This is a genomic window from Arthrobacter sp. BE255 (assembly GCF_031457335.1).
Classification (GTDB): Bacteria; Actinomycetota; Actinomycetes; order Actinomycetales; family Micrococcaceae; genus Arthrobacter.
In genome coordinates this window covers 195,115-210,615 of record NZ_JAVDWK010000009.1, presented here as the reverse complement: position 1 = coordinate 210,615, position 15,501 = coordinate 195,115, and the positions used below count along the sequence as shown (strand labels likewise).

At 66.0% G+C, this 15,501-nt stretch carries 19 protein-coding genes; 6 read left to right on the top strand and 13 right to left on the bottom strand.

Annotation, left to right across the window (positions count from 1 at the left end):
- The coding region (locus tag J2X42_RS16175; RefSeq protein ID WP_310166790.1) for a hypothetical protein at positions 1-296 on the top strand (296 nt) is incomplete at its 5' end.
- 309 nt (positions 297-605) lie between these two features.
- Here J2X42_RS16175 and rpsN read toward each other — a convergent pair.
- The 3 genes from rpsN to rpmB are packed head-to-tail and all read right to left on the bottom strand — an operon-like array spanning position 606 to position 1,318.
- Positions 606-911 carry a 30S ribosomal protein S14 gene (gene rpsN, locus J2X42_RS16170; RefSeq protein WP_050687445.1) on the bottom strand — a complete coding sequence of 102 codons (306 nt, stop codon included), beginning with the start codon at positions 909-911 and terminating at the stop codon, positions 606-608.
- Between the two features lie 3 nt (positions 912-914).
- Complete coding sequence (rpmG, locus tag J2X42_RS16165; RefSeq protein WP_013602737.1) at positions 915-1,082, bottom strand: 50S ribosomal protein L33; 168 nt, start codon at positions 1,080-1,082, stop codon at positions 915-917.
- A complete protein-coding gene (gene rpmB, locus J2X42_RS16160) occupies positions 1,082-1,318 on the bottom strand; it encodes a 50S ribosomal protein L28 (RefSeq protein WP_011693744.1) in 237 nt (78 codons plus the stop codon). The genes rpmG and rpmB overlap by 1 nt, the downstream gene beginning before the upstream one ends.
- A gap of 328 nt (positions 1,319-1,646) precedes the next feature.
- Between rpmB and J2X42_RS16155 the strand changes: the two genes are divergently transcribed.
- From J2X42_RS16155 to J2X42_RS16145, 3 genes are read left to right on the top strand one after another with little or no spacing between them, the layout of a single operon-like run.
- Positions 1,647-3,122, top strand: a complete 1,476-nt coding sequence (locus J2X42_RS16155) for a ferredoxin reductase family protein (protein ID WP_310166788.1) — start codon at positions 1,647-1,649, stop codon at positions 3,120-3,122.
- A complete protein-coding gene (locus J2X42_RS16150) occupies positions 3,119-3,646 on the top strand; it encodes an FMN-binding protein (protein WP_310166787.1) in 528 nt (175 codons plus the stop codon). The genes J2X42_RS16155 and J2X42_RS16150 overlap by 4 nt, the downstream gene beginning before the upstream one ends.
- A 55-nt stretch (positions 3,647-3,701) precedes the next feature.
- Entirely contained in the window at positions 3,702-4,508 is an 807-nt protein-coding gene (locus J2X42_RS16145; RefSeq protein ID WP_310166797.1) for an FAD:protein FMN transferase, read from the top strand.
- Here J2X42_RS16145 and J2X42_RS16140 read toward each other — a convergent pair.
- Both J2X42_RS16140 and J2X42_RS16135 read right to left on the bottom strand, forming a co-directional pair.
- Entirely contained in the window at positions 4,489-5,256 is a 768-nt protein-coding gene (locus J2X42_RS16140; protein ID WP_310166786.1) for an SGNH/GDSL hydrolase family protein, read from the bottom strand. The two genes, J2X42_RS16145 and J2X42_RS16140, sit on opposite strands and share 20 nt — an antisense overlap.
- A gap of 77 nt (positions 5,257-5,333) precedes the next feature.
- Entirely contained in the window at positions 5,334-5,813 is a 480-nt protein-coding gene (locus J2X42_RS16135) for a MarR family transcriptional regulator (RefSeq protein WP_310166785.1), read from the bottom strand.
- 82 nt (positions 5,814-5,895) lie between these two features.
- Here J2X42_RS16135 and J2X42_RS16130 point away from each other — a divergent pair, with 82 nt between their 5' ends.
- Positions 5,896-6,183 carry a YciI family protein gene (locus tag J2X42_RS16130; protein ID WP_131135450.1) on the top strand — a complete coding sequence of 96 codons (288 nt, stop codon included), beginning with the start codon at positions 5,896-5,898 and terminating at the stop codon, positions 6,181-6,183.
- Between the two features lie 75 nt (positions 6,184-6,258).
- Here J2X42_RS16130 and J2X42_RS16125 read toward each other — a convergent pair whose 3' ends face one another.
- The 5 genes from J2X42_RS16125 to J2X42_RS16105 all read right to left on the bottom strand — a co-directional run bounded on the left by J2X42_RS16125 (position 6,259) and on the right by J2X42_RS16105 (position 11,268).
- Positions 6,259-7,380 (bottom strand): ABC transporter ATP-binding protein, encoded by a 1,122-nt coding sequence (locus J2X42_RS16125; protein WP_310166784.1) that lies wholly within the window; start codon positions 7,378-7,380, stop codon positions 6,259-6,261.
- A 9-nt stretch (positions 7,381-7,389) separates the two neighbouring features.
- Positions 7,390-8,217, bottom strand: coding sequence for an ABC transporter permease (locus J2X42_RS16120; RefSeq protein WP_310166783.1), 828 nt, complete (start codon positions 8,215-8,217; stop codon positions 7,390-7,392).
- Positions 8,204-9,088 (bottom strand): ABC transporter permease, encoded by an 885-nt coding sequence (locus J2X42_RS16115; protein WP_310166782.1) that lies wholly within the window; start codon positions 9,086-9,088, stop codon positions 8,204-8,206. The genes J2X42_RS16120 and J2X42_RS16115 overlap by 14 nt, the downstream gene beginning before the upstream one ends.
- Before the next feature lies 1 nt (position 9,089).
- Positions 9,090-10,181 (bottom strand): extracellular solute-binding protein, encoded by a 1,092-nt coding sequence (locus tag J2X42_RS16110; RefSeq protein WP_310166781.1) that lies wholly within the window; start codon positions 10,179-10,181, stop codon positions 9,090-9,092.
- Positions 10,182-10,431: 250 nt separating this feature from the next.
- On the bottom strand, positions 10,432-11,268 hold the full coding sequence (locus tag J2X42_RS16105) for an SGNH/GDSL hydrolase family protein (protein ID WP_310166780.1): 837 nt from the start codon (positions 11,266-11,268) through the stop codon (positions 10,432-10,434).
- A gap of 341 nt (positions 11,269-11,609) precedes the next feature.
- On the opposite strand from J2X42_RS16105, the gene J2X42_RS16100 reads away from it, so the two are divergent.
- Positions 11,610-12,560: a glycoside hydrolase family 16 protein gene (locus tag J2X42_RS16100; protein ID WP_310166779.1), complete on the top strand. Its 951-nt coding sequence runs from the start codon at positions 11,610-11,612 to the stop codon at positions 12,558-12,560.
- 21 nt (positions 12,561-12,581) lie between these two features.
- Here J2X42_RS16100 and J2X42_RS16095 read toward each other — a convergent pair whose 3' ends face one another.
- Genes J2X42_RS16095 through J2X42_RS16085 form a run of 3 tightly spaced genes read right to left on the bottom strand, consistent with a single transcriptional unit; the run spans position 12,582 to position 15,494 of the window.
- On the bottom strand, positions 12,582-13,622 hold the full coding sequence (locus J2X42_RS16095; RefSeq protein ID WP_310166778.1) for a siderophore-interacting protein: 1,041 nt from the start codon (positions 13,620-13,622) through the stop codon (positions 12,582-12,584).
- On the bottom strand, positions 13,619-14,434 hold the full coding sequence (locus J2X42_RS16090) for an ABC transporter ATP-binding protein (RefSeq protein WP_310166777.1): 816 nt from the start codon (positions 14,432-14,434) through the stop codon (positions 13,619-13,621). Before J2X42_RS16090 ends, J2X42_RS16095 begins: the two co-directional genes overlap by 4 nt.
- 1 nt (position 14,435) lies before the next feature.
- Positions 14,436-15,494 carry an iron chelate uptake ABC transporter family permease subunit gene (locus J2X42_RS16085; protein WP_310166796.1) on the bottom strand — a complete coding sequence of 353 codons (1,059 nt, stop codon included), beginning with the start codon at positions 15,492-15,494 and terminating at the stop codon, positions 14,436-14,438.
- Positions 15,495-15,501 lie beyond the last annotated feature (7 nt).

Here is a 15,501-nt window from a genome sequence, read left to right as displayed (position 1 = left end):
CAATCAATAAAACAATTGGTATCAACAAACTTGGCACACTATTGAGTTCTCAAACAACAGACACACCCGGCACCACCACAACCAAACAAACAGCCGTGGATCGCTCCGGAGCAACCTCTCAAACTTACCCGGCTTCCCGCCCCGATGCAAATCCGTATTTCAGGATCTTCATCGGCAGGAAACGCGTCCCCACCGAATTGAGGCGCTCTCATGAGCTACCAGAATTTGGTCTTGAATTTGGGGGTTTGGCCGCCCGCGGTAACCAGCTCTTCGCTGTCTCCCTCGCGGCGACTTAGAAAACAATACACCCAGTGAACCCCCACGGCAAATCCACTCTTCAGGCGGCCCAAAACCCCGCCGTTCCGGGCTCGTAGGTCCAGTGCCCGGCTAAAGCCGGGTGCCGCCGTCGTACTTCGCTTCTGTGTGCTGCAGCACAGGTGGCCGGCAGGGCGGCATCGCCGGACAGGCTCGACCACCGGACTGGTTCGACCACCGACACCTTGGATCCCCGGACGAGACCGACCGCCGGATGCCTTAAACGCAGAAGGGCCGGCAACCAAATGGTTGCCGGCCCTTCTCAAGCAGCTGGAATCAGCGGTGCTGAATTACCAGGAAGACTTGGTGATGCCCGGAAGCTCACCGCGGTGAGCCATGTCGCGGAAGCGAACACGGGAGATACCGAACTTCTGGAAGGTACCGCGCGGACGGCCGTCGATGATGTCGCGGTTACGCAGACGGATCGGGGAGGCGTTGCGGGGCAGCTTCTGCAGGCCGAGGCGTGCAGCTTCGCGTGCTTCGTCGGTTGCGTTTGCGTCAACCAGGGTCTTCTTCAGTTCGAGGCGCTTGGCAGCGTAACGCTCAACGATGACCTTGCGCTGCTCGTTGCGAGCAATCTTGGACTTCTTAGCCATGGTTTAGCGCTCCTCTCGGAATTCGACGTGCTGGCGGATCTTGGGGTCGTACTTCTTCAGAACCATGCGGTCCGGATCGTTACGACGGTTCTTGCGGGTTACGTAGGTGTAACCCGTTCCCGCGGTCGACTTGAGCTTGATGATCGGACGTACGTCCTTGTCCTTAGCCATTAGAGCTTCACTCCCCGAGCAAGGATGGCGGCGACGACTACGTCGATGCCGCGTACGTCGATGGTCTTGATGCCACGTGCAGAAACCTGCAGCGTGACGTTACGGCGCAGGGACGGAACCCAGTAGCGCTTCTTCTGAATGTTCGGATCGAACCGACGCTTGTTGCGACGGTGCGAGTGCGAAATGCTGTGCCCAAAGCCCGGCTCGGCCCCGGTCACTTGGCAGTGTGCTGCCATGACTTCTCCTCAAGAATTGAATGTAATGATCCGCATATCTGCTGCAGGATCATGCGTCTAAGTGCGACCCAAAGTGATCAGGGTGAACGGTTAGTCACGCAACTTGAGCCCCTAACTACCGGCTACCCTGGAGAAAATTACCGGGCCACCGGAGCAATTGCGCACGCTCCGCGCACTTAGCGCCTACCAAGTCTACGAGTTCAGGCAATTAAAGACCAATCCGGCCGCAGATGGTGTATAGGCGCCGGAGCTGCGGATGGTCCAATTCATTGCTTCCGGGCGGGTAATTTCACAGCTGAATGAAAGCTTCCGCCCGCATCTTTGACTCATGAACACACAGCTTCTGCCGGCTCCTCCGGCGCACAAGAGACCTGATGGCCCCGGGCCGCAGCCGGATTCCGGACGTGGCGCCGGATCTGGCCGCTTCGCTGTCCAGCACCGGCGGCGCATGCTCCGGACGGACCTCCTGACTGTCGCCGCCTGGGCGTCGGCGGCTGCCGCCGTCGCGCTGTGGCTGGCCGACGGCGGCGCTGCCGGAATCAGTTCACCCGCCTCAGCTGTGACTGCGGCCGGGATCGTGGCCGGCCTGGTGGGCATGGACCTGGTCCTGCTGATGCTGCTCCTTGCGGCCCGCATTCCGCTCATCGACCGGACGATCGGCCACGACCGCGCCCTGGAGTTCCACCGGATGCTCGGCAAGCCGTCCCTGTACCTGCTCCTGGCGCACGGGCTCCTGATAGCCGTGGGTTACGGTATGGCAGAGGGCCTGGACCCCATCAGCGAGTCAGTTGCCCTCTGGGTGCTGGTGCCGGACATGTGGCTCGCGTTCGTGTCGATGGGGCTGTTCATCGCCGTGGTGGTGACTTCACTGGTGGCGGTCCGCCGCCGCTTCCCCTACGAGTTCTGGTACGCCGTTCACCTTCTGACCTACGTTGCCGTGGGCACGTCGATCCCGCACCAGTTCAGTGTTGGCGGCCTCTTCGCCGAGGGCACGTGGCAGCGCTGGTACTGGCTGTCCATCTGCGCTGTCACAGGCGCCGCACTGCTGTATTTCCGGGTGGTCCAGCCGCTGGCCGCCACCTCGCGGCACCGGCTGACGGTGAGCCGGGTGGAGAGAATTGCCCCAGGCGTTGTGAACATCGAAATGACCGGGCTTCAGCTCAACCGGCTGACCGGGAACGGGGGCAGGTTCTTCGTCTGGCGGTTCCTGGGCCGCAGGCTGTGGTGGCACTCCCACCCGTTCAGTCTCTCCGCCGAGCCGCTCGCAGCAGGGCCGGACGGTGCGGGCACGCTCCGCATCACGGTCCGCAACCTCGGCCGGGGCTCGGCCCAGCTTGCACGTCTCAGGCCAGGAACAAAAGTGGCCGTGGAAGGGCCACACGGGTTGTTCGGCACGGCTGCACGCAGCCGCGACAAAGTGGTGTTGATCGGCGCCGGAATCGGGATCACCCCCCTGCGTGCGCTGCTGGAAACGACCCCGTTTGCCCACGGTGACGCCACGGTCCTGCTCCGCGGGAGCACGGAGCAGGAGTTGTACCTCAGCGACGAGCTCCTGGAGATCTGCCGCCGCCGCGGTGTGCGCCTCTTCCACCTCGTCGGCCCCCGCGCCCGCTGGGACTCCCGCAGCTGGTTGCCCGCGGAGGCAGCCCGGAGCGGATACAACCTGGCCGCGTACGCACCGGACATCGCGGACGCAGATGTCTTTATCTGTGGCCCATCCCGGTGGGCCGGCAACGTCATCGCCGACGCCCGTGCAGCGGGGGTCCGGCCCGAGCAGATCCATCACGAAAGGTTTGACTGGTGAAAGCACGAGGAGCAGTTTCAGCGGCCCTGGCTTCTGCGGGCATCCTCCTGGCCGGCTGGCAGGCCGGCGCCCAGGTAGTCGAAACCGGCAGTGCCGTCGCGGCATCCGCAGGTACAACAGGCACGGGGACCACAGGGGCGGCCGGCTCCGGTTCGTCGGGAACCGGCGCCGCCGGGTCGTCCTCGAGTTCCGGATCCGGGAGTTCCGGCGCGGCCGGGTCTTCGGGGTCATCCGGCGCGGCGGCAGCGTCTGCCACGTACAAGGGCGCCGTGGTCCAGACCCGGTTCGGCGCCGTACAGGTGCAGATCACCGTCAGCGCCGGCAAGGTTACCGAGGTAACGGCCCTCCAGCTCACCGATGACGACCGCAAGTCCGTCCAGATCAGCAACCGGGCCGCCCCGCTGCTGCGGAGCGAGGTGCTGGCTGCCCAGTCCGCGGACGTCCAGACGATCGGCGGCGCGACGGTCACCAGCGACGCCTATCTCACGTCCCTCCAGGCAGCCCTCGATGCCGCGAATCTCTGACGCAGCATCTCCCCGGCACCACCTGCCCGCGCTGAAGGCCAGCACCTTCCGCTGCATGGGCACCGTGATCAGCCTGACCATGCCGGCCCGGCGCGCTGCAAATGGACCCGCCATGGAAGGGGACACTGCGGAAGAGCACACTGCTGAGGACGAGCTCGCGGCCGCTGCCGCCGTCGTCGAACGGCTCTTCCGGGAACTGGACCAAACCTTCAGCCTGTACCGTCCGGATTCGGAGGCGAGCCGCCTGGCCCGGGGCGAGATCACCCTGCGCGGCGCCTCGGACGCGATGCGCGAACGGTATGCCGAGGCGCTGGAATGGCGGCTCCGCACAGAGGGGGCGTTCACGCCGGAGCGGGCAGACGGCGTGCCGGATCTGTCCGGGCTGATCAAAGGGCACGCCATTCGGGAGGCGGGGACCTCGCTGCTGGCGCTGGGACGGGAGGACTGGTGCCTGAACGCGGGCGGCGACGTGCTGGTCAGCGGCTCCCCGGTTCCCGGCAGCGGGCAGACGTGGCGGGCCGGGATTGTGGATCCGGCGGACCGGCACACCCTGGTGGCCGGTTATCCGCTGGGCAATGGACGACGGCGGCGCCCCGCCTTGGCGACGTCCGGTTCGGCAGAGCGGGGAGACCACATCTGGTCCCCGGCAGGTGCGGCCCCGGCTTTTGTGCAGATATCGGTTGCGGCTGCCGACATCGTGACCGCGGATGTTCTGGCGACCGCCATTATTGCCGGCGGAAGGCCGATGCTTGACCGCGCCACCGACGCCTGGGACGTGGACGTCCTCGCGGTCAGCGCCGACGGGACACTGCTGGCGAGCCCCGGGTTTCGGGGCCAGGGGATTACGCCTGTAGGCGCGTGAGCTGGGCGTATTTCGGTGCCAGCCCGTCGCCGGAGGACTTGCCCGTCACGCGGCGGACCACCCACGGCCCGGCGAATTCCTTGACCCAGCGGGCGTTGGCCCGGAGGGCATCCACGCGGCCGAGTTCGGGCACCGGCGTCATGGGAGGGACCTCGATCGAGTGGTCGTGTTCGAGCACATCGAGGACGCGCCTGGCCATGTTCGCGTGCCCGGCAGCTGACATGTGCATCCGGTCCTGCGCCCACATGCCCCAGTCGTAGTACTCGTTGAAGCGCCAGTAATCCACCAGCAGCGCGCCGTGGTCCCCCGCGATTCCGCGGACCAGCTCGTTGTAGATGGCAGTGCGTCCCCGCATGGTGCTGAAGACTTTGGAGCCTCGGGCGTCGAACCCGGTGAAGAGGACCACCGTGGCGCCGGTGGCGCTCAGTTTGCGGATCCCGTCGTCGTACTCGGCCAGCAGATCGTCAATATCGATCCGGGGTCGGAGGATGTCATTGGCTCCGGCGTAGACGGTCACCAAGGTGGGTTTAAGTTCGACGGCGGCATCCACCTGTTCGGCCATGATCTGGCGGAGCTTCCTGCCGCGGATGGCGAGGTTGGCGTAGCCGAAGCCCGGGTCTGCTGCCCCCAGCTGCTCCGCCACCCGGTCCGCCCAGCCGCGGACACCGTTGGGACGGGCAGCGTCGTCGTCCCCGACGCCTTCCGTGAAGGAGTCACCAAGGGCTACGTACCGGGCCGAAAAATCCATAGCGCCAGTGTGTCATCTGTTGCTGGGAGCAACCAAGTGCTGTTCCCGCGCGCGGTCAGGGCTAGCCTGGCGCCGGCTCAGTTTTCGCGGAGGATCCAGTGGTCGTCGTCGAGGCGGGCCACGATTTTCTCGCCGATCCGCGCCAGGTCCGCCACGTCCCGCTCCGTCAGGGCATCGAGGAACTTCGCGCGCACCGCCTCCACGTGCCCGGGTGCGAGGGCCACCAAAGTGGCCATGCCGGCGTCGGCCAGGTGTGCAGTGGTGACGCGCGCGTCTCCCGGATGCGGCCTCCGCTCCAGCCAGCCGCGCTTCTCCAGCTTGGTGACCACGTGCGACAGCCGCGACAGCGAGGAACTGGTGCGGGCAGCCAGTTCACTCATGGGAAGGAAGCGGCCCTCGGCCTCGGAGAGCATGGCCATCACGTTGTAGTCGAACAGCGACACCTTGCCTGCGGTGTGCAGCTGGTTGTCCAGGGCTGCCGGGAGCATGGTGTTGATGCTCAGGAGGGCCAGCCAGGCACGGCGTTCATCGGCGTTGAGCCAGCGCGGTTCGGTCATGGATTCATTCTAGGAGCAGGCCGTGGTTGAGCGTTCAAGTGACGCACCGGACGTGGTGGCCCCGTCCCGGTAGGCTGGCCCTATGTTTGTTGTGTCGTTGACCTACAAGGTGCCCGAAGACATTGTTGACTTCCACCGCCCCGCGCATATGGCCTGGGTCAAGGAAGAGTTCGACGCCGGCGTGTTCCTCGCGTCCGGACGCAGGGTTCCGGCGGTGGGCGGCGTCCTGCTGTCCGGCGCCGACCGCGCCACCCTGGATGCGTCGCTGGCCCGGGACCCGTTCTTCAGCAACGGCGTGGCCGAGTTCGAGATCATCGAATTCAAGGCCACCAGCGTCGCGGAAGGCTTCGAGAACCTCCTGGACACCTAGAACCAGGCCACGCTGCTCCAGTAGGCGCAGGCTCCGGGGAACTGCCCGGCATCCCCGGCAGTTCCCCGGATGGACCTACTGTTCCAGAACCAGGAGCTGCGCCTTGTCCGGCTCCCAGGCGACGAACAGCTCCCCGCCCGACGCGGGCCGGACCGACGCATCCGAACTGAGTTCGCGGACCTGGAGTTCGTGGCCGCCGGCCGTCAGCCGGTGGCGCACCGTGGCGCCCAGGTTCGTCGAGGAGACCAGCGTTGCGCGGCCACAGTTGTCCGGGCTGGCCTCGGAGCTGAACTTGAGGTGTTCCGGACGGATGGACACGGCATACTTATCGCCGGTGACACCGCGGTCGCGCACCCTTCCTATGCCCAGGCCCCCGAGGTCAACCAGTGCCTCGCCGTCCCTGCGTTCCAGGACGGCGCACGGGATCAGGTTGGTGTCGCCCAGGAAGCTGGCCACCCAGTCCGTGAGCGGGTGGTTGTAGACCTCTTCGGGCGGGCCCGACTGGACGATCCTGCCGTCCTTCATCACCACGATCCGGTCGGACATGGCCATGGCCTCGTCCTGGTCGTGCGTGACGAACAGGACGGAAATGCCCAGGCTTTTCTGAAGCGTCTTGATCTCTTCCTGCATGTGTTCGCGGAGCCGCTTGTCGAGGGCAGCCATGGGCTCGTCCAGGAGCAGCGCGGCGGGGTTGAACACCAGGGCGCGGGCCAGGGCAACGCGCTGCTGCTGGCCGCCGGAGAGCTGGCGGGGCTTGCGGTCGCCCATCGTGCCCAGGCCCACGCGGTCCAGCGCGGTTTCCGCGCGTTGGCGCCGTTCGGCCTTGGGCACCTTGCGCATCCGGAGCGCGAACTCCACGTTTTCGCGGGCGGTCATGTGCGGGAAAAGGGCGTAGTTCTGGAAGACGACGCCGAGGTTCCGGTCCCGGGGCGGCAGCGCATCCACTGGCTTCCCGTCAATCAGGACGCTCCCGGAGGTGTGCTCCTCGAAGCCGGCCACCATCATCATGGTGGTGGTCTTGCCGGATCCGCTGGGTCCCAGCAGGGTGACGAATTCTCCCGGTTCCACCACCAGGTCAAGCTCGTCGACGGCAACCACATCGCCGTACGTCTTGCGGACCTGTCGGAGTTCTATCGAACCTTGCGCGGACGCCGTGGTCCGGGTGTTTGCTGCCGCGGAAATCACTGAAGTAGTCATGGGCCTTCCTTAGTTTGGTGCGGACACGGCCAGCGGCAGCATCCTGGCGGTGGAACGCCGTTTGAGAACGAACATGACCTGGAACAGGAGCCCCAGGGTGGCCACGGTGACCAGCAGTGCCGAGGACACAGCGATCTTGGGGGTCAGGTTGAACTGGATATCCGTGAACATTTTCACGGGCAGGGTCGTGGCGCTGGGCGTCTGCATGAACAGTGACATCACGGTCTCGTCAATGGAGACCGAGAAGGCGAACAGCGCCCCGGAAACCAAGCCCGGCAGGATGACCGGGAGGTAGACGTGCCGGAACACAGACAGCCATCCGGCGCCCAGGCTCTGTGCCGAACGGACCAGCGCCGGGTTCAGGCCTGCGAGGCTGGCCCGGGTGGTCAGGTACACGTACGGGGTGGCAATCACGGCATGGGCCAGGCCAATGGGGAGGATGCTGCCCAGCACGCCGAGCGAGATGAAGAACTGGTAGAACGCCAGGGCCAGCACCACGGTGGGGACGATCATCGGGGCCAGGATCAGCCCGACCACAGCCTGCTGCCCGGGAAACTTGCGCCCGTGCAGGCCGATCGCCGCCGTCGCGCCGAGAAGCACACCTATGACGACGGCGATCGCTGCCGACTGGAGGCTGGCCGTCAGGGCCGAGGTCCAGGCCTTGTCGGCGAAGAAGCCGGCGACGGCCGCGAACGAGATCCCTTCGGGCGGGAAGGTGATGTAGCGGCTGTCGTTGAGCGCAACGGGCACCACGATCGCCGTCGGGACCACCAGGAACAGGAACACCGGGATGGAAAGCAGCGTCAGCAGCCGCTGCCGGGGATTAGTTGTCTGCATGTTGGCCTCCCGCCTTGAGCACACGCTGGTAGATGGCAACGAGGATGCTGACCAGCACCGTCAGGATCACAGCCAGGGCCGCGGCTCCGGAGAAGTCGGTGAGCTGGCGCGCGTAGTAGTCGATCTGGTTGGCGATCATCATGTCCCCGGGTCCGCCCATGACCACCGGAGTGATGAAGAAGCCCGTGCTGATGATGAACACCAGCAGGCCAGCTGCGGAGATGCCGGGCGCACTGAGCGGCAGGGTGATCCGGCGGAAGATCGATGCTTCCTTGGCTCCCAGCGACCGGGCAGCCAGGGCCAGCCGGTCATCGATGGAGGTCAGCGACGAGAAGATCGGGAACACTGCGTACGGGAGCAGGCAGTGCACCATGCCGATGATCACGGCCAGGCGGTTGTGCAGCAGCTCGATGGGGGCATCGGTGAGGCCCACCGCCTGGAGGAAGGAGTTCACGATGCCGTTGTCCTGCAGGAGCACGGCCCACGCGAAGTTCTTCACCAGGATGCCCGTCCAGAACGGCAGGAGTACCACCGCGAACAGGATCACGCGCGTCACCGTGCCTGAATGCCACAGCACCAGTGCGATCACGTAGCCGAGGACCACTGTAACGATGGTCGAAGCCAGGCTGATGCTCAGGGTGTTTACCAGCGACCGGATCACCAGCGGGTCTTCGAGGACCCGCTGGTAGGCGTTGCCGGTGAAGCTCGAGCCCACCAGTTTGCCCAGCGGCGTCAGGAAGAGCAGGACGTCGAACGCCAGGATCGGGGCGAGGAGCAGCCACCAGGCGGTGCGCCGCCGTCGGGGTTTCTCCTGTTCAGGGGCCGGGGCGCGTCCCTCCGGACGCGCCCGCTGCAAGGTTGCGTTGCTCATGTCAGCTGGCCTGCCAGAGCTTGAACTGCTGCTCGGTCTTCTTCAGGTTTTCCGACCACCACTTGTCGTCACGGACCAGGATCTTGTCGGCCAGGCGCGGGCTGGTGGGCAGGGTGTCCGCGACCTCCTTGGGCAGCTTGGACAGCGCCGGCGTGTTGGCCAGGGTCAGGTTGGTGACCTGGTCGAAGGCGGCTCCCGCGTCGGCATCGTTGGACATGAAGTTCATCAGCTTGAACGCGGCTTCCTTGTTTTTGGCCCCCTTCGGCACCACGAAGTAGTCGCCGGCGAGGACGGCGTTCTCCGCGCTGAAGTTCAGCTTGGCGCCGTCGTTCCGGGCAGCGTTGATGCGGTTGTTGAAGCTGGTGGACAGCGAGACCTCGCCGGAGGTGAGCTGCTGGATGGGCTCCTGGTTGGCCGCATGGTAGAGCAGGCGGTCCTTGCCGGGATGGTGGCCCAGCACGCGAAGGGCGCGGTCGACGTCGAGCGGGTAGATCTGGTCGAACGGCACGCCGTCAGCCAGGAGGGCGGCTTCCAGGACGGAGCTGTCAGAGAGCTGGTTGTAGACCGAGCGCTTGGTGTCGTATTTGCCCTGGTCGAAGAACTGCGCCCAGTCCTTGGGAGCCTGCGCGTCCGGGATGGCTTTCTGGTCCCAGGCCATCACGAACAGGAAGCTCAGGTACTTGATGCCGTACTCGGCCTTGGCGTAACCGGGCAGGCCCTTGTCGCTGATGATGTCGTAGTCGAACGGCTCCAGGAGGTCCTCTGCCACGGCCGTTTCGTACTCTGGCGCTGTGATTTCAACAAGGTCCCACTGCACGTCGCCGGACTGCACCTGGGCCTTGAGGGCTGCCAGGCTGGTGTTGGCGAGCAGCGTGGTCTGGATCCCCGACTGTTTGGAGAAGGGGTCCAGGATGGTCTGGGTGAGCTGGTCATTGTAGGAGCCGCCGTAGGACGTGACCGTGACGGTCTTGTTGGCTGCCGCACTGTCCACGGGCTTTGCCCCGCAGCCCGACAGCGCCAGGCCTGCGAACGGGGTCAGGGCTGCTGCTTTCAGGAGCTTCCGGCGGTCAAAATGAAGGGAACTGTCAGTCATCGCGGTGGTGCCTCTCAAGGCTGTGGCCCGCCCGGCGCGCGCCAAATAACGCCGCGTGCCGGAGGGGGCAGGTTGGGGATTCCACGTTCACGCTGGGATCCCGACGGCGGCGGTTCACGCTTCCGTACGGTCCACGCAGCGTTGAGCGGACTTGGACTGACGGATTGAGTCGTCGCCAGTGCCGCAACAGTAACTGTGATGTTGCCCACAAGTCAACAGCTGTTTACGTATTAAATACTTTTGGACTTTCCTACAGTGCAGCGTCCCTGTCCATTAGCTTTTTCAGGCCGCCTTTCCGCGGCACCTTCACGGGCTGGGGCCAGCGCGGACTGAGCGCGTCCCCCAGCGTGATGCCCCTGATTTTCCGGCCGAACAGCGGCAGCACCCAGTCGTTCACCCAGCGGCGCTGCCGTCTCTCCCATTCGCGCAGGCTGAGCCTGGCGGGCGGATCCCAGTTCTTGGGCGTGATTTTGTGTGGAATCCCCAGCTGGTCCAGGACCTGCCCGGCGAGATACTTGTGGCCCGCCTTGGACATATGGAGCCGGTCCGAATCCCACATGCGCCGGTCGTGGAAAGCGTCCAGGCACCAGTAGTCCACCAGCACGGCGCCATACGTGGCGGCGATCTCCCGTACGCGCTGGTTGTATGCCGCGTTCCGTTTCTTCAGCGGCTCCAGCAAGGCCGACACCTTGACGTCGAAACCGGTGAACAGCACCACCGTTGCCCCCGTACCGGCGAGGCTGGCCACCAGGTTTTCGTAGTCGTCCATCAGGGCAGCCATGTCCGTGCCCAGGTCAAGGATGTCGTTCCCGCCGGCGTACAGCGTGACCAGCGTGGGCTTCATGGCCAGCGCCGGTGCGAGCTGTTCACTGATGACGTGCCGGAGCCGCTTGCTCCGAATGGCGAGGTTGGCGTACCTCCAGCCGGACTGGGCTTTCGCCAGCTTCTCCGCTACCCGGTCAGCCCAGCCCCGCACTCCGTTGGGCAGCCGCTCGTCCCGGTCCCCCACGCCCTCGGTAAATGAGTCCCCCAAAGCAACGAATACCCGCCGGCCCTCCCGGTCCGGAACTAAAGGATTGCAACCCATCCAATGAAGGTAAACGCCCAAAGAGACGCCAAGGTAAACGGACCGCAACAGGATGTGCAGAATGGCGACAGCAACAGGCGGAGTCCACGAATCGGGGCCGGATCGGTCCGATCAGCGGCTACTCGGCCGCTGTCATATTTTTGCGGCTGATGGTCACGATCAGGTAACGTTGGCGGCTGGCCCCAATGCAGGGCCCCGGGCGCCCGATCACTGGACCCCCGCTGCGCCCCTTCGGCGCCTGCTAGCTCCGGCCCCGCCAAGGGGCCCCAAGGATGCTTTCCGCACTCGTCAATGTCTCAAGTGCATCAGTAGTTTCTTCCTGCCCTAAGCCCGGAGGTATCTTGTTCAAGAAAATAGCCATCGTCATGACCATGGGTGCCGTGTCCCTGACAGGATGCGGCCTGGCCCCTACGACCAACGGGGCGTCTGAAACATCCTCGGCCGACGGCGCGTCCTCACCTGCCACTCCAGCCCCAACTGCCACGACCACGGCGTCACCGGCCCCCACGGCTTCGAGCACCGAGACTCCCGCTGCGGCGGCGGCAACCGAGGCGGCAGCCGTCACCTCGGCGCCGGCGCCTGCAGCTGCCCCGGCGCCCGCTCCTGCGGCCGCCCAGCCGGTCAGCCAGGCTCTCGCGACGACGGGTGACGGTGCGCAGGCAGCTACCGCCTTCGGTTGGGGCCCGGTCCTGACGGGCGACGAATTCTCCTACACCGGCGCACCGGACCGGACGAAATGGAGTGTTTATAACAGTGCAGGGCATGCAGGCAAAGGTCTGCGCAGTCCCCAGGCCTGGTCGGTTGCCAACGGCGTGGCCACCGTTAGCGGAGACGCAGCCGGCACCACTGGCGGCATGTCGGCAAAGTTCGCGGAACAAAGGTATGGCCGTTGGGAAACGCGCATGAAAACCAATGCGCGGGACCCGAAATACCACCCGGTCCTGATCCTCAACAACAACAGCGCCCCGAACTGCGCCGAGATCGATTATGCCGAGGGCAGCTCAGTCACCTCCGTGATGCGGTTCTTCCTGCACTACGCCTGTGGTGGAGCGGACTTCCAGACCACAGCGGCGACGCCCGTCGATGGCACCCAGTGGCACAACTACGCGGTGGAGTGGACCCCGGCCGGCATCAGCGGATACGTCGACGGAGTCAAGACCTTCACTGACACGAACCCGGCGCACCAGCCCTCTACCGTAATGAAGCAGACATTGCAGCTGGACTGGTTCCCGGACGGCTCCGCCACCAAGCCCTCGCAGATGCAGGTCGATTGGGTCCGCGTCTACAAGTGAGACAGCCCTTTCCGGCCGGGGCTAGAGCTCGGCCTTGCCCCGGCGCCAGTAACCCATGAACGCGACCTGCTTGCGGTCGATTCCGACGTCGCGCACCAGGTACCGGCGCATGTCCTTGATCACGGCGGCTTCCCCGGCGATCCAGGCGTAGAAGGGCATGGCGCCGGCGGGCATGTCGGGGTTCTTGGTGGCCTCGATCTCCGCTGTTTCCATCCGCGCGGGGGTCTCCCAGAGGATGTCCACGTCCACGTTGACGTCTTCGGGCTCCGGGCCGGCGCCGCCGTCGGACGCTTTGATGCCAACCCAGCCAGGTTCAGGAACCGCCGCCCGCACTGCCTGCTGCAGCAGCTCGCCGTGCGGGCGTGAGCGGCCGATCGCCGCGCCGCGGGCCAGCCAGGTGATTTCGACGTCGGCCGGCGAGGTGAGTTCCAGGAAGTCACCGGCCTCGGGGACCTCCAGGAAGGCGTGGCCGGTCATGTAGGACGGCAGGCTTTCCAGGATGGCGGAGATGGCCGGGACGGCTGTTTCGTCGCCGGCAAGCAGGATGCGCTGCGCCATTCCGGGCCGCCATTCGATGCCGCCGTAGATCTCGGCGGTGTAGCACTGGGCGTGGCGGTTGTTGGGGCCGATGATGGTGATCGCATCGCCCGGTTTGGCGTTCCGGGCCCAGTTTGCGGCAGGACCGCCGTGGCCGTCGGCGTCGAAATGCATCACGAAGTCGACGTCGATCTCCGGGTAGACCGAATCCAGCCGTGACTGGCGGACAGTGTAGGTCCGCATGGAGCCCCGTTCGGCGGGGTCCATGGCCAGCCACTCCCGGTACCAGCCGGACTGCGTCATTTCGAAGACCGGCAGCGGAAGCTCCGTGCCGTCCTCCGCCAGTGAGGGGATCATCAGCTTGATCCGCAGGTCAAGGGTTTCGCCGTTCACGCCGAAGTCGCGCAGGCAGTAGCCGCCGAACGTGATGCGGCGGAAGTTGGGGCTCAGCTCCTGCACGGAGGAGACAGTGACCTCGAAGGCCAGGGTCATGGGCTCGGTGGCGGCGATGTCGCGGGTTTTCATGAAACGAGCTCCAGTTCGGTGGCGGTGGTGTGGTGGCGGCCGATGGGAATGATCAGGGGCGTGCCCGAGACCGGGTCGGGTATCACCCGGGACTCAAGGCCGAAGACGGTGCGGACCAGCTTTTCGGTGACTACCGTCGTCGGGTGGCCGAGGGCAACCACCTCGCCGCCCTTCATGGCGATGACGTGGTCCGCGTAGCGGGCGGCAAGGTTGAGGTCGTGCAGGACGATCGCCACGGTGGTGCCGCGCTGGCGGTTCAGGTCCGTGATCAGGTCCAGGACTTCCACCTGGTGCGCCAGGTCCAGGTACGTGGTGGGTTCATCCAGCAGCAGGACGTCCGTCTCCTGGGCCAATGCCATGGCAATCCACACGCGCTGGCGCTGGCCGCCGGAGAGTTCGTCGACGTTCCGCCCGGCGAGTTCCAGCGTTTCCGTCGCTTCCAGCGCGCGCTGCACCGCGGCGTCGTCCTCGGTGCTCCAGCTGCGGAAGAAGCCCTGGTGCGGATAGCGCCCGCGGCCCACGAGGTCGCGGACGGTGATGCCGTCCGGCGCTGTGGGGTGCTGCGGGAGGAGCCCGAGGGTCCGGGCCAGTTCCCGGGCCGGGCGGGAGTGGATATCCTTGCCGTCAAGCGTCACCACGCCGGCCGCCGGTTTGAGGAGGCGGGACAGGCCGCGGAGGAGTGTGGACTTGCCGCAGGCGTTGGCGCCCACGATCATGGTCACCTTGCCCTCCGGGATTTCCGCCGTGAGGCCGTCCACCACGCAGCGCTGGTCGTATTTCAGCGTGAGGTCCTGGGCGCTGAGAACAGCCATGTCAGGCATCCTTTCGGTTGGCCGTGACCAGGAGCCACAGCAGGAACGGGGCACCGAGCGCGCCGGTGATCACGCCGACGGGCAGCACGGTGCCGTCCAGCAGCAAGGGGGCGAGGTTGGCGGCGAAGTAGTCGGCGGCGAGGACGATCAGGACGCCCACCAGGGCCGACGCCGGGAGGCTGGCTTTCCCGGTGAAGCGCCGGGCGATGGGGCCCGCCAGGAAGGCGACGAACGAGACGGGGCCGGCTGCCGCCGTCGCCACCGCGGCGAGTCCGACGGCGGTGATCACCACGGCGAGGCGGGTGAACCCGACCTGGATGCCCAGGCCGGCCGCGGCGTCGTCGCCGAGTTCCAGGATGCGGAGGGGCCCGGCCAGAGCGATGACGGCGGGCACCAGCACCAGGAGCGCCAGGGCAAGCATGCCGGCGCGGTCCCAGTTGGCGGAGTTGAGGGAGCCGTTGAGCCACACGAGCGCATCCGCCGCAGTGCGGATGTCCGCGCGGGTCATCATGAAGTTGACCACCGCATGCAGGGCGGCGGCAATGCCCACCCCTGCAAGGATCAAACGGCTTCCGGCGGCATTGCCCCGGCTGCCGCCGCCCGAGCCCAGTGACGGTCCGCGCGAGATGGCATAGATGAGCGCTGCGATTCCGAGCGCACCGCCCAGTGCCGCGCCGGACACGGCCGGGCCGGTGGCGCCGAAGACCACGATGGCGGTGACCGCGGCCGCGCTGGCACCGTAGCTGATGCCGATCACGTCGGGGCTGGCCAGCGGGTTCCGGAGCATGGTCTGGAACAGGCCGCCGGACAGGCCGAAGGCCACGCCGATCATGGTGCCGATGACTGCCCGGGGCAGCTTGTTCTCCATCACGATGAAGCTGGCCCCCGGAATCCTTTCGCCGCCGGTAAGGTGCGCGATGACGATTTTGAAGAAGTCCGGGATGGTCACGGTGTAGCTGCCCAGGAGGACGCCCGCGGCGAAGAGGAGAACGACGCCGAGGGCCAGGACTGCGGTCCGGTTCAGCAGGGTGCGGCGCAGCAGGGACGCGCGAACGTACAGATCAGAC